The 13,514-nt window shown below is 46.4% G+C and carries 10 protein-coding genes and 3 pseudogenes; 6 read left to right on the top strand and 7 right to left on the bottom strand.

Annotated elements, in window-relative coordinates; all coding sequences use genetic code 11:
• Nucleotides 1–276: 276 nt before the first annotated feature.
• From V7K48_RS30660 to V7K48_RS30650, 3 genes are read left to right on the top strand one after another with little or no spacing between them, the layout of a single operon-like run.
• Nucleotides 277–1,080 (top strand): FkbM family methyltransferase, encoded by an 804-nt coding sequence (locus V7K48_RS30660; RefSeq protein ID WP_335078419.1) that lies wholly within the window; start codon nt 277–279, stop codon nt 1,078–1,080.
• Nucleotides 1,067–2,062, top strand: coding sequence for an FkbM family methyltransferase (locus tag V7K48_RS30655; RefSeq protein WP_335078417.1), 996 nt, complete (start codon nt 1,067–1,069; stop codon nt 2,060–2,062). The genes V7K48_RS30660 and V7K48_RS30655 overlap by 14 nt, the downstream gene beginning before the upstream one ends.
• The gene (locus V7K48_RS30650; protein ID WP_335078415.1) at nt 2,059–2,877 is read left to right on the top strand and encodes an FkbM family methyltransferase; all 819 of its coding nucleotides are present in this window, start codon (nt 2,059–2,061) and stop codon (nt 2,875–2,877) included. The genes V7K48_RS30655 and V7K48_RS30650 overlap by 4 nt, the downstream gene beginning before the upstream one ends.
• Nucleotides 2,878–3,435: 558 nt before the next feature.
• On the opposite strand, the pseudogene V7K48_RS30645 reads toward V7K48_RS30650, so the two are convergent.
• The 5 genes and pseudogenes from V7K48_RS30645 to V7K48_RS35255 form a co-directional block, all read right to left on the bottom strand.
• Nucleotides 3,436–3,528, bottom strand: a pseudogene (locus V7K48_RS30645) (IS982 family transposase); the annotation flags it as partial.
• Nucleotides 3,529–3,558: 30 nt separating this feature from the next.
• The gene (locus V7K48_RS30640) at nt 3,559–4,797 is read right to left on the bottom strand and encodes a glycosyltransferase (RefSeq protein WP_335078413.1); all 1,239 of its coding nucleotides are present in this window, start codon (nt 4,795–4,797) and stop codon (nt 3,559–3,561) included.
• A gap of 169 nt (nt 4,798–4,966) precedes the next feature.
• Nucleotides 4,967–5,899, bottom strand: coding sequence for a patatin-like phospholipase family protein (locus tag V7K48_RS30635; protein ID WP_335078411.1), 933 nt, complete (start codon nt 5,897–5,899; stop codon nt 4,967–4,969).
• 228 nt (nt 5,900–6,127) lie between these two features.
• Nucleotides 6,128–9,283 (bottom strand): LamG-like jellyroll fold domain-containing protein, encoded by a 3,156-nt coding sequence (locus V7K48_RS30630; RefSeq protein WP_335078409.1) that lies wholly within the window; start codon nt 9,281–9,283, stop codon nt 6,128–6,130.
• 38 nt (nt 9,284–9,321) lie between these two features.
• Nucleotides 9,322–9,813 carry a cyanobactin biosynthesis system PatB/AcyB/McaB family protein gene (locus tag V7K48_RS35255; RefSeq protein WP_442949494.1) on the bottom strand — a complete coding sequence of 164 codons (492 nt, stop codon included), beginning with the start codon at nt 9,811–9,813 and terminating at the stop codon, nt 9,322–9,324.
• A 606-nt stretch (nt 9,814–10,419) separates the two neighbouring features.
• Here V7K48_RS35255 and V7K48_RS30615 point away from each other — a divergent pair.
• Nucleotides 10,420–10,599: pseudogene (locus tag V7K48_RS30615) on the top strand (ISAzo13-like element ISMae28 family transposase); the annotation flags it as partial.
• A gap of 154 nt (nt 10,600–10,753) precedes the next feature.
• On the opposite strand, the gene V7K48_RS30610 reads toward V7K48_RS30615, so the two are convergent.
• Nucleotides 10,754–10,882 (bottom strand): hypothetical protein, encoded by a 129-nt coding sequence (locus V7K48_RS30610; protein ID WP_335078408.1) that lies wholly within the window; start codon nt 10,880–10,882, stop codon nt 10,754–10,756.
• A gap of 79 nt (nt 10,883–10,961) precedes the next feature.
• A complete protein-coding gene (locus tag V7K48_RS30605) occupies nt 10,962–11,756 on the bottom strand; it encodes an LmeA family phospholipid-binding protein (RefSeq protein WP_335078494.1) in 795 nt (264 codons plus the stop codon).
• Nucleotides 11,757–12,078: 322 nt separating this feature from the next.
• On the opposite strand from V7K48_RS30605, the pseudogene V7K48_RS35250 reads away from it, so the two are divergent.
• Nucleotides 12,079–12,486, top strand: a pseudogene (locus tag V7K48_RS35250) (DUF262 domain-containing protein); the annotation flags it as partial.
• Between the two features lie 81 nt (nt 12,487–12,567).
• Nucleotides 12,568–13,218, top strand: a complete 651-nt coding sequence (locus V7K48_RS30600; protein ID WP_335078406.1) for a hypothetical protein — start codon at nt 12,568–12,570, stop codon at nt 13,216–13,218.
• Nucleotides 13,219–13,514 lie beyond the last annotated feature (296 nt).

Below are 13,514 nucleotides of genomic sequence, written 5' to 3'. Positions count from 1 at the left end.
AGACTCTGGCCTTTAAGCCTTGCCAGTGCTTTTGCCCAATGCGCGTGAGTTGATGCAGGGAATATTAGAACAATATACATCGCAAATTGCGTTATTTAGGAAGAACAATTGTGACCTGTAAAATTGCTAAGAATTACAACAAAGATCGGAGGAGAATACCGCAGCAGTTATGCTGCCCAATAAGAATTGATCAGGTTTACAGTAATTCTCAGACAAGTGCGGTATGACTTGCTAGTTAAATTCCTGATGATCCAAGCGATTTGACCGTACATACAGATGGGAATTGCTATACGCGAAATAGGAGTAGATTATCCAATGCAGCTAGATATCACCACCTTAGGAGATACGCACATCTATTGTGTTAACCCCAAGGAAGTGCCAATTGTCTACAATCAGGTTCAGTCATATTTCCAATACGATATCTCTTTAAACGATGGCGATGTCGTATTTGACGTGGGTGCGAATATTGGACTCTTTGCATTGTGGATTAATAGACATTACAGCAATATTGATATTTATGCGTTTGAACCAGTTCCTATTCTGTTTGAGGCGTTGAATAGGAATTTTCAGCAGACCGATCCAGAACATATGAAGGCGTTTCCCTTTGGCTTAGGGCATGAAAATGCCAGGGTCACGTTTGCTTATCATCCCAACGCCACTGCCATGTCAACTGCGTATCCCTACACTCAATCAGAACAAATCGAACTGCAAGAAGCAATTTTCAAGAATCTCCCAAAAAGTGCTCAAGATGAATTCAGTCCTATGCTGCATTTATTCTTTGAAAATGAGCCAGTTCAAGGTCAATTACGGACAGCCAGCGAGGTGATTCGAGAGCATAATATCTCAAAAATTGATTTGCTAAAAATTGATGTGGAAAAAGCTGAATTGGATGTTATGCGTGGCTTTACACCAGAAGATTGGTCGAAGGTCAAGCAGGTTGTGGTTGAGATTCATAATATCGATAACCGATTAAACACGATCCAATCATTGCTCTCGCAAATGGGGTTTACAATCGCTGCGATCAATCAAGAAGAAGGCTTAAAGGGATCAAACATCTACAATCTTTATGTCACACGTTAATTTGTTCTCTTTTCTCCTCTATTGGGTGCGTTCTTTGGCAGCCACTTTGCAAATGGCGAACCCGAACCCGCCCTTACGGTTGTATGGGGTGTATGCGATCGTTGCGTTTCCGATTCAGTTGGTACTCTACGGCTGTGTCAGAGTGCTGGCGGCAATCCAGACTCCATTGACGGTACAGGCAAGAACCCGTTATGGAGCCGAATTGATTTGTCACCTGCCTGATGCCATCCAGACATGCATTTTTCTCTATGGGGTTTGGGAACCGGACATATCCGCGTTTATCGCCTCTGAGTTGCAGCCGAGGGATACCTTCGTGGATGTCGGAGCGCATGTGGGTTATCATGTGATCTTGGCATCCCGCACGGTCGGCAGTGAGGGCAAGGTGATTGCGATCGAAGCCTCGCCAGAGACCTTTACCCTGTTGAAACAAAACTTGGCGCTGAATCCGGAGTGCAGCAATGTCCGGGCTTTCAATGTGGCTGCGTCTGAGCAGTCTGGCATGATTCCCCTATACCTTGGGCCAAAGGGTGTTGAGGGGTGGTCAACTATCGTGAAGCGGGAGTCATTTAAAGATAGTTGCACGGTGTCATCGGCACCCCTGGCTGAGTTGCTGACGGAACCAGAACTGAGATCGGCTCGGCTCATCAAGATTGATGTCGAAGGTGCGGAAGTTGAGGTTTTACAAGGGCTGGTTCCGGTGATCGGATCACTCCGCCCAGATCTGGAGCTGATTATTGAAATCACGCCATCCCTCTGGCCAACCGCCAATCAGGAGCAGAAGCTGACGTGTGAACAGGTTTTAAGTCCACTGTTTGAAGCAGGGTTCCGTCCTTACCAGATTAGAAACAACTATGCGCCCTGGCGGTTTCTCTATCCAGAGCGGATTTCACGTCCGTTGCAAATCCGGGAGCCAATCCAGGTCAGCCGTTTCACGGGACAGGTTGAACTTGTACTATCTAGAAAGGATGTCGAGCAGCTATGAAGCCATCTTATGTCACGTTCCCCGACCAAAGGCAGATGGAATGTCCCAGCCGGGAGGAGGCACTGGCCGTTTACGACGATTGCCAAGCGTATTTCCAGCAGGGTGTGCAACTGCAACCAGGTGCGACGGTGATTGATGGCGGGGCGCACATTGGGGTATTTGCAGGCAGAGTAGCGACCCTGTGCCAAGGACATGTCACCATCTATGCCTTTGAACCCATGCCCGCGATCGCTGCAATGCTCCGCCGTAATGTTTCTGGGATGGTACCTGCGACTATCCATGTCTATGAATGTGGGTTGGGCAGTCAAAACGGTACGCTTGAATTTGCTTATCATCCAGAAACGCCGATGTTGTCGAGTGCATTTCCAGAAGAGACGGCGGCAGAATATGTGAAATTGCGGGAGACACTGATTCGCAATGCCAGTCAGCCAAATCCGCCGTCACGTCTGAAACCACTGAGGGTGATGCCGGAATTTCTCCGCCGCTGGGTTCTGGATCAGACGCTGCGTCCCCATTTCAAGTATGATCACGTCCTCTGCCCAGTGCGTCGGTTAGCAGATGTGATCACAGAAGCCACGATTCCGATGGTTGATCTGCTCAAGGTTAATGTTGAGAAATCGGAAGAAGCGGTATTGACTGGATTGGGCGATCACTGGGCGATCATTCAGCAAGCGGTGATCGAAGTCCATGACATTAACGGGCGCTTGCAGAGAATTAAAACCATGCTGCGGGAACAGGCATTTGGAACGATTCGTGTTACCCAGAGCGATATTATGAAAGGTTCTGAGGTTTACTTGGTTTACGCACTGCGCTGATTCCATTAGGGAGTTAATTTAATCAACGTCTTGATTAAATCAAGCAGCTAATTTATAGAGATTTTCAGATGAATAAGCCACAATGAGCGAACCAATCAAGAGCATCATCAGCACAGATGCAGTTGTTGATAATCGGAAGTCTTGGCTTGGTCGAACGCCTCATATCATGTCCGGCAAATTACTTGTGATATCAAGTTCGGGTAATTAGTTATGATTTCCACGGTCGTTGCACCCCACCCCTTAATCCCCTCCCCGCTTGCGGGGAGGGGAGACAAAGCGTAGCTTTGGCGGGGTGGGGTTCTTCGGGTTTAATAAGTAATCAAGCGGACATGATATGATATGTCGTCATTGCGAGTGCAACGAAGCAATCGCAAGGGTTTGGAGATTGCTTCTCTACGAGACGCTACCGCGAACACTTCGTAACCTACGGGAACGCCAAGGGCGAACGCAATGACAATTGTTCAAGCAGACATGATATCACGGGTGCGGGCTTTAGCAGAACGCAGCAGTTGCTTGAGCTTGGATCAACACAATTCTCTTTAATCGATTAATTAATGATCAAACCAAATCAGCAAAACGTAGCGGATTCGGGTTAAATCGATTCAGCCAGCGACAAACGGTGTGTGCAAGCAGCTTCCGGTTCAGACGCGCCTCATTTGCAAAAAAGAGTTGCACACGGCTTTAATTAGGTTGTTGATTCAGTCGGAGTGCTAGGTGATCCCCCAATACGGTTTCAATCACATTCGCTGCTGCCATAACCCCGCCCGCCTGAAGAATTTCTTGTTGCAGTGCCGCTGCCTTCATCCGCATAGAAGTTTGCTCTAGCACCGTGGAAATGGCCCTTTGCAATCGTTTGCGAGTCACCTGACCCGGCGCAACAACTACGCCAGCCCCCGCCCAAGTGACCCGTGCCGCAATCGCCGGCTGATCACTCGCCAGGGGAATTGCAACTAAGGGACAACCATGAGCCAGCGCCTCCATCACTGTATTTGCACCAGCATGGGTAATGGCAACAGATGCCCGAGCCAGTAACGTCAGTTGCGGGGCATAGGAAACCGTGATCGGCTGTCCCGGCAGAGCGATGGTTTTGTCTTCCTGTGTCCATTGACCTAAGCTGACTACCAATTGAACCGGCAGATTGGCACACGCATGGGCAATCGCCTCCAGAATATGCCATTTTGCTGTATGTAATGTTCCCAGTGAGGCATAGATCAGCGGACGACCATCGAGTTGTTCCCAAGGAAACGGCACCTCATTGGGGCGTTCATCCAGATACGGGCCGGTATAAAACATCGGTCGCTGCTGGATTCCGCGTGGGAAGTCCATCCCCTGCGTCAGATTATTAATCGTCCCCAACGGTGAAATGCACTCCTCCCAATTCCGGAGCAGCGGCAGACGCCGGGTTGTCCGAAACTTGTTTGTCTGGGTCACGATCGGTGCCATCATAGACGCAAATACTTGATGACCCAAACGATTGCGAAACCGTTGCACAGCCCGTCCCTCACCGGGAGTCCACGGCAAAAACGGCGGGGGCGTTTCACCAGAGGCATCGCCCTCCAAGTTAAGCGCATTGCAAATCGACAGGTAGGGAACCCCAGTCAGATCGGCAATCGTCCGACCTTCCGTCTGACACTGATCCACCAACAAAGCATCGAGTCCTAACGACTCTACCGCCGCCGTAGCATCTCGGCACAGTGATCGGGACATCCTTTCGGCCCAGTCAATCCCCTTGCGAATGGTCAGGAGATTGACGTTCCGGATCAGGGTCAGGTAGCTGTCGAGTGCCCCTGGTGGAAACTCCGCCGTGCCGATCGCAGCAAAATCAACTGCCCCCTTGGAAGCATGGTGGGCGACATCGGGAATCCCCAACAGATAGACGGTATGTCCACGCCGCTGCAGTTCCCGACCGATCGTCATCATTCCATATAAATGACCAGGAACCGGGGGGCAGATCATTCCAAACCGCATTGTCTAGCTTCTCCCTATGGTGTGCTGTTCAATGACCTGACTACTAAGGCGTGTTTTAAAGCCTTTTGGCTATAATGAGAGTAGTACAGACCCACTGAACTATTTTCATAATTCACAGATTCTAGGTCAAGACGGATGATGTCACCTTGACAATGCTTTCTAGATTAGCAATCCGCTCTCGTTGAGTTTTTTCGTTGAAGAAGGCGATGACCGCATCGTAGCCACTTTTTGCCAGTTTCCTTTTGTCATCCATGCTGATTTCAAAGTTCGTGGGTGAGATGCTCAACGTATCTACACTGATCGTTCGCAGTTGGTTGGTTGAACTGATCCGCATGCTGGAAACAGCTTCAAACAAGCTTTCGACATACTCCTTCATATCAAAAGATTTCCGCAAACCATCTGGGCTAGATTCACTTTTTAGACTGATACCCAGGGTGTCGACGTTGTGTTTTTCCTCCGAGGTGAAAGGAGGATAATCAAATGTCCAGAGTGGGTAGGGCAGGATTAAGCCGCCGTCAATATAAATGTGATCGTCGGGGATTGCATTAGGAAACTTCCATGCTTGGAAGAAAAATGGGATCGACATAGATGCACGAACGGCAGACGCGATCTGGGCATCTGGAGTACTCCGGTAGGAAAACTCCCGCAGTCCCCGTGCAGTCAGATCGGTGGCGAAGATGTAAAGATCTCTAAAACCAGCGTTGACCAGGTCCTCGAAGGTTGCGGTTTTCGTCAATTTAGTGGCGATCAGATCCTCCATCCACTGGAGAAAGAAGTCGCCAGCATAGTAACCGTAGTTCTGCACTAAATTTACAATATTGGTCGGGTCAGTGAAGTTTGAGAAATCGAGGTTGAGCATAATTTTCTCAATTTCCACAGGCGAAAATCGCAACGCAATTAGGGTGCCCATAATTGCCCCCGCCGAGGCTCCGGCTACTCTTTCGAGGCTTTCAAGAATGCCTTTTTCCTCTAGTGCCTGAACGGCTCCTACATAGGCTGTCCCAAGAACGCCGCCAGCTTGCAGCGCAAGGTTTTTGTACTTGTGTTTGGCCATTGATCGCAGCTCCTTCCTACTCTTTTAGGAAATTCAGGTTACTTTCAGCGTACCCGCATGTGTGAATTCGGGTTGTTTGCGATTTGCTCGCTTTATGTTTACGTTCGATTTGGTCGTTCTATTGGGTTGTTTAATAGTCACGTTGGCTAAGATAAAACAGGAACTATCTTATCAGACAGCACGTTTGATGCGTGGTTTAATCACACCTACTTAGCCAAGAATCAGGGCTTAAGCAGTGGGTACAGCCGCCCCTGCAATGACGACGAAAACTGGTGTTGCGTCGACTGAAAGGGCACCCTGCTCCTTCATCTGATCGATCACTGAATCCACACTGTTATAGATCGAACCCGTGCCTTTAGCCAACAAAGCCTCAATGGCAGTAACCGTTTGTGGCTCCATCTCAATGATGATAGGCAAGAGTGCAGCCGACATAGAGCCTTTTGTTCCTGCTGGAGCAGCGGATTGTTTTGCTTCCTGAACCGCGTCAATTACCAAGCCCCGATCTCGCTTGGGATCAGCTGCTGCTAGTTCCAGGGAAGAGTTCACCCAAACGACATTGCCCTGAATGGTGCCATGATTGGCATTGCTGGTTTTGTCCTGAACCGTTTTTGCCCCCGATCCTTCATTTAGAGGCCAGTAACCAATTAGATGAGGTTCATTGCCCACCAAGCGATAGGATTTATCGACCTGAATTTGCACAGCGGTCTTAGCATAATCCCAGATCCGAATCTCAGCCAGTTGCCCGTGGAAATACTCCCCATGACCCTCGGCTTTACGCCCAAGTTCAAGCGCACTCGTCGTCACTGAGGCAGGTGATTCCCCAGCGATGGTTTGCACCAGTGCACCATCAAGGTAAATAGAGGCGGTGTTTGTCATATCGAAGACCACTGCCAAGTGATACCAAGTCCCAGCGGTCAGTTGGGCAGCCGCTGTATAGTCTTGCACCCAGTAGATGGTAAACAGTAAGGAATTGCCAACCAAGCCACAACCAAAGCCGGGGAATTTAGAACAAATCCGCCGATAGCCTTCGAGGGTTTGGGCATTAAACCACGCCTCAATCGTGAAGCTCTTGGTTAAACCCAAAACGCTACTATGAGGAATCTCAATGTAATTAGTCAGTCCGTCAAACTGGAGAACGGCAGTCATGAATTCAACCTCCCACTCGTTGCCTATACCTGTATTCCATGTCGTCACACCTTGCACTGCATCGGGGCGATGCAGATAATCCCCTTTCCAAGACTTCAGTTTAATCTTGTTGTCTGCGATCGCCTCAACCGTCCACTCATTCCCAATCCCGGTACTCTCCGTCGTCACACCCTGGACTGCATCGGGGCGATGCAGATAATCCCCTTTCCAAGACTTCAGTTTAATCTTGTTGTCTGCGATCGCCTCAACCGTCCACTCATTTCCAATCCCGGTACTCCACGTCGTCACACCCTGAACTGCATCGGGGCGATGCAGATAATCCCCTTTCCAGGACTTGAACTTGATTCTGCTACCTGTCGGTAGATGGATGGTTGGAGTCATCATTGGCAAAGTAGAATCTTCTGAGGCTGGCGTTTCAATGAGAACCGCCTCAGTTGGGGCAATCACCGGAGTGGCAGTTTGTATGGGGCGTGTGTAAAGCCCCACTCGCACCAGCCCATTTTGATGGCTACCACAAGCGCCAAAAAAGCCAATAATTTCCGAGCCTTCCGGCGCAACTAACGTAAACGGCTCTACTTGCTTTTGAGAATTACCCCCGCCAAACACTTGAGATTGATTGCCTTGATGGGTATGAAATTGGAGGCTAATAATCTCCTCGCGAGGATAGCCAGGAGCTTGTGCCCCCCAGGTGCCTGAAACGGAGGTGAGATAATCTCCTGTGGCTAAACGAAAGGACGTGAGACCTCCTCCTTTCCCACCGAATGCATCAGAATCGTAGGTTTCAGCAGGATTCGTTGCCAGCTCATACTGGACTTGAATCCTGTCTACTGCCCAACCACTACTCAGGCTGACGCTGTAAATCTTGGCTGCCTCAGCTCCGGTTTTGGGTTGAATGGCAAAAGCGGTGGCGGAGATTGAGCTGCCTGCTGGACCTACCTCTGTCATCACCGGAACAGATGATGATTTGGTTGATGCCGAGGGACTGGAGACAGTACTTTCTACAACCCACCAATCTCCAACGTTCTCGGCAGTCGTAATATAGCCAGGAGTATTAGTATCAGCAATTAGATTTTGATTAGTGTAGGAACAGTTAGTCAGGTAAATCCGATCTTCGTAGCAAATGGGACCTGCCTTATCAGAAACTTTGGTGATCAACCAGCTCTGTTTCTCTTCGTCATAGCCATCAGACCAATAGTAGCAATCGTGGCTATTGGCAAACGCCCCCAAAATATTATTGTTAGCGGTTACTGATTCTGTCGTTTTGATTTTAATCCGACTTGGTGAATTCACTACTTCACCTTCGCGACCCCCGATCAGTTGAAGCGCTACTTTTCCCGTGTTGCCTAGCTGTGGATAGTTGTATTGCCCGCGATCAACCGCAACCAGGTATTGACCGCTGACGTGCTTGAGATAAAAGGTGTCGCCAAATTTAATCGTATTATCGGTCGTGGTTGTCGAAGCTGTTCGTTTTACTTTTGCTATTTCAGGTGAACCAGATGCTTCTTGGTTTTCAGATGGACTGGGTATGGCATCGACAAGCGACAGGGTGGAAGGTTCCCAACTGGGATTTCCGTGAATTGTCCCATGATTGGCATTGTCGGTTTGATCCTGGGCGATCATACCCACTCCCTCGTTCAACGGCCAATAGCTCACCAACCCTGGTTCATCTCCGACCAGCCGACGATGCATATCCTGTTGAATCTCTGCCTGGGTGCGTTCGCGACTCCATAACTGTACCTCAGCCAGTTTGCCTTGATAAAAATGAGAACCGCTGTAACTACCTAGTTGGGCATTGACAGTTTTGGGAAGGGCAAAGGTTTTACCTGTTCCGCTATGCCACAGTTCACCATTGAGGTAAATTTTCATCTCCCCGGTTGTGACATCTTTAGTAAAAGCCCAATGCGACCATTTGCCTTTATAATCATTCGGTTGTGCTTGCTTATCAATCCGGTCATAGCTGCCGTCGTTGTTCCCACAATCGAAGAAGATGACGCTATTATTCCAGGGCAGATGAATATTTAACAGTCGAGTTCCGTTAGCATCCAATGCACATACCACTGAATTAGCAGTAGGTAAAGCATCGCCGCCGTAAGCCCAAAAACTACAGGTGATTGCATTCCCTGAAGGAATACTGGCAGGAGGCAACTCTATGTAGTCATCCTGTCCATCAAATGTCAGCACAGATTCAATAGCAGGCTCAAGAGGCGCTTTGCTCCTTTTTTTGGATGATTTAGCCATAGCTGCAACGGTTCTCCTTTATGGATGGAATTAGAAATTCAAATAGTTGAACTACAGAAATACACTCCTGTCAAAAGCGCCAAAGCAACCAAGCCAGAAGTTTTGAGTTGGTTATAGCTGCGGTGCCCAAATCCGGCGGGATCGTTGAAGTTTGCGCCGTGCAGCCATCTCATTCGGATATTAACCAACTTTTTCACGTTGCCGTGAACCATATCAACGGCTTCATGGGGCTGGATTAAGCCGGGACCTTTAATGGGAGGAGATTGTTTGGGGAGTTTCATAAGTTGGGCAACCCCTGGGGTTGAAGCATCGTAGGTACCCAACCAGGTTATGATGTGAGTGTGGGGCTTAGCGTGAGCTTTAGCACGGAGAGGAGATGCCACGTAAACGGTTCCTTCAATCAGTTCGGCTTCTTTTACCTGAGGCATTGCTGCATAGCGCTGCTCGAATTTGGCGCTGGTCAACTTGTCACCGCTTTCGAGGGGAGGAAGGGCTGAGAGAGGTATGATCAAGCGGGGATAGGTCATCATTGGGATGATGCAAGCCGTTGTGGAAATACTTCTGTAATTCTATGTCAAGAAAGCCTCGTCAGTTCCAGCTAGGTATGCTTACCACGTTACAATTTGTTGCAACAATCGAGAATTTAAACTGCAACGACGCAAATGCCGGGAAGTGTTGCTCTACGCCATCAAATAAGCATTGAAGAAATACAAGTTTAAGCTGTATGCCGTCTGCATCAGAACCTGCTCAACCCGATGATCTATCGGAAATCATGCACTTCCTCAACTAGTATACCGCTATGTGCTTTAACCAGATGCTCAACCGCACGGGGCACTTCTGGGATTAGCAATAGCGACGTGCGCTTTGAGTGAAGAGATCCCTTTCAACTTGAACGCACATCTGCAAGTGTGGCTGCGTGTTGGATCAATATCTGAACGCAATACTCAATATCTTAAAGCAAGGGCTAAACACGGTGTGCCCCACCGGAATCATAGCTTGGGGAGAGAACGCTCTCTGTCTGATTCAAGGGACTTCTAATAAATAAAATCTTCATTGACTAAGAATAATAATCATTATTGAATAGGGAGTCAGTTGAATTATGTTAGGTTAAATTTTTTGGGTATTTTAGAGTGTCAATTGAATTAACTGACTCGCTCTCAAGTCTGTTTAAAGAAACAGCAACTCAATTAAAAGGTGTAGCAAGACGGCGTTTTCAAGCCCAAACAGTGATGGGATTAGGTTACGGAGGACAACTTCTGGCTCAAAAAGAATTGGGGTGGGATAGAAAAACTATCCAGAAAGGAATTAAAGAATTAACCAGTAGAGCACGGCGGAAATAATTTCAATATGTTCTGAGATTACGGATATCTTAGACATCTGTATTTATTATCCAAGAAACATTCATATAAGGATAATTTCTATGCTAATTATCCACTGATTAGCGATGTCTAACGACAAGCCGCTACGCGTCTACACCTTTCTGTTTTTATGGATAATAGACTGCGATCGCTCGTCTATCATCAATGAATGTAGGGGTTTAGCAGCGCTTATTTTTGGTTGTGGATGAAATAGAGCATAGGCGTAGCCTGCCGTAGTCATCGCTTTTTAGCCCGCATTTAGCAGATTTTTTCTGACTAAATCTGAAGAAAATTTGGTATTTTTGTGGGAAATGCTCATCTCAAGCGCTACTTGGAATACGCTCAATTTCAGCATATCCACTGAAAATAAGTTTTTGACCTTCAGTTTCTAATCGATTGAGCCGCATTTTCACTCCATCAAGGTCAAAACGATCCAAATCAACCATATTATCCAAAATTTCTACCAGCGCCACGCTCAAGGTTTGCGAAATTTCTCGTTGGGCTTCTGGCACTTGGTCAAGTTCAATTTTCGGATCTTTGAAAGAAACTCGCCGCCGCCTTTCAATGCCTATAGTTAGAATCATGCTCAGGGGTACAAGTTCGCCATTGTTTAAATCTGCTTTTGCTACGAGTTGTAAGCGATTTTCAGGTAATAGCTGTACCTGAACTTCCGTAAAGGAGACTGGTTCACCACCAGATAATGCCGTCAGTGATGGTACTGAGAGATTAAGCAGGCGCTTTTTCACCAGTTCCGCATCAAAAGCTTGGTTGATGCCTGCTTCTGATAGAATTACTTGAGCGATCGCTTGAGTGGGTTGCTTAAGACTAAGTTTGCCTTTTAAAATCGAGCCGAAGTCAATGGCAACCGCATCGGTTTCAAAAGACATCTCCTCTACCGCAAAATCTTTGCGAATCACCAAGCCACGACCGCTCATTTTGAAGCTATCAATGCTGCCTTGCAACAGTTTGCTGGAGGGATAGCAGCGCACAAAGACTTCTACTGACTCGCTTTGCGTAAACAAGTGGCGAATCGTTTGGCTGGCGACTGTATTGAGCATCCGCTCTCCCCAATCTGTGCCTTTAGGATCTTGTAAACCAGTAAGTCCGCCGAACATGTGGTTTTGGGTCTCTAGAAGTTCTTTGTACTTTTGTAACAAACTGTGAAGAATACAGCAAGCGATCCCGTGATTAATTGTGCTTATGGGTAGGCGTAAGATAACTGATGGTAACCAAACATACTTTTTTAGTGTTACATTCTATAATTTACCTAAATCAACTTGTTAGTATAAAATTTAGCAATTTCGAGTAGTCTTAGCCTTAAAATATCCTAATATGTCAGAAACAACCCATCATAGTGTGCCAATTGTTACGAGAAAAACTCGTGCAGAAAGTACTAATGTAGAAACTATTGTTGGACGCCTTCGTAGTAAATGATTAATTATTCCTGATTATCAGCGAGATGCTAATCAATGGGATTTCCGAAAAGAATCTTTATTTATAGAGTCACTGTTAAACAACCTTACCATTCCAGCTTTTTTCTTCGCAGATGGTTCAGACGGGGTAATTGAAGTTGTTGATGGACAGCAAAGGCTCAGTACAATTCTCAAATATTCCAACAACGAGTTTAGTATAAGTGATGATGAAGGAATTGTTTACCTTAGCCCACAAAGCACACAATATGTAGGTAAAAAATTTAATCAACTTCCAATAAATTTACAGAATGTTTTTAATGATTATCCTCTCACTATTATTTCACTTCCTGATAATTTAGACCTTGGCACTAAACTAGAGATATTTAGACGTATTAATGAAGGAGGAACACCTTTAACTGCACAGGATATTCGCCTTTCTTACTATAGTGAATCCAAGTCTGTATATGTTGTACGTCTAGCAGGAATATATGCAGAGAATGCATCTGCAATTCGTATGATTGAGTCGGCCGCAAACAAAGGGGTAATTAATCCTTGGCAAAAACATCCTAAAGCATGTACAGCTTGGCAGTCTTGGTGGGAAGGTAAGGCACTAGCTAAAGGTCAGACCCCCTCAGAAATGTTTCTTTGGTATCTTACTCTTATTCATAGAGAAGGACTTAATGCTTTACTTTTAAATTCCAATTCAATAAAACATCTTCCAGTCAGTTTTCGTGGAACAACGGAAGAAGCGCTAGATATATATTGTGCTCAATTACAATATACTGATTTAAACGGTAGTACTGAAGTTTTTCCTACCTGTGGAAAGGGAATGGAAGAAGACTTTGACAATTTTGCCAAATGGATTGGATTAATCCTTACTTACGGTTTAATAGGAATTAGTGTAGATAAGTACAAACAAACAGCGCTTTTAATTGGATCTACTGTTGAGCTAGAAATTCCTTTGGATCAACTCAGTCATAATGCATGGGATGCAATTGCTAAATTTTTAAAAGCACCACGTAATGCTGGTGAACAATGGCTTAAGGATTTAGGTGGATATCCAGAACAAAAAGGTCGTTGGAGTGGTAAAAAAGGTCAAAAATCTCAATGCGATATGGCTGTAAAGCTTGTGTCACGTATCGTTGAGACTTATGGATACAGATAATATAAGCTATTAAATTTAATGTATCCCAAGTATTCATGACTTCACTGCCTCCCAACCTTTCTTCATGTGATCCATACGCTCCTATTTTTCCAAGAGAGTGGAAGGAATCATACTTTCGGAGGAATTATGACCTTGATAAAGCAGGATATATTTGTCCAGATTGTAAACAGATTTTTTCTGGTGTATCTGGTTTTCAAAAATTATCCCTCTTCTGTCACTCTCCGAAAACATTTGCCTTTTCTAAAATCTAGAGCTTTTGTATAGCAAGCGATCGCGCGATTCTTTTCTAATAACAA

It is taken from the genome of Nostoc sp., assembly GCF_036919615.1.
Classification (GTDB): domain Bacteria; phylum Cyanobacteriota; class Cyanobacteriia; order Cyanobacteriales; family Nostocaceae; genus Nostoc.
This window is presented reverse-complemented; position numbering and strand designations above follow the sequence as displayed.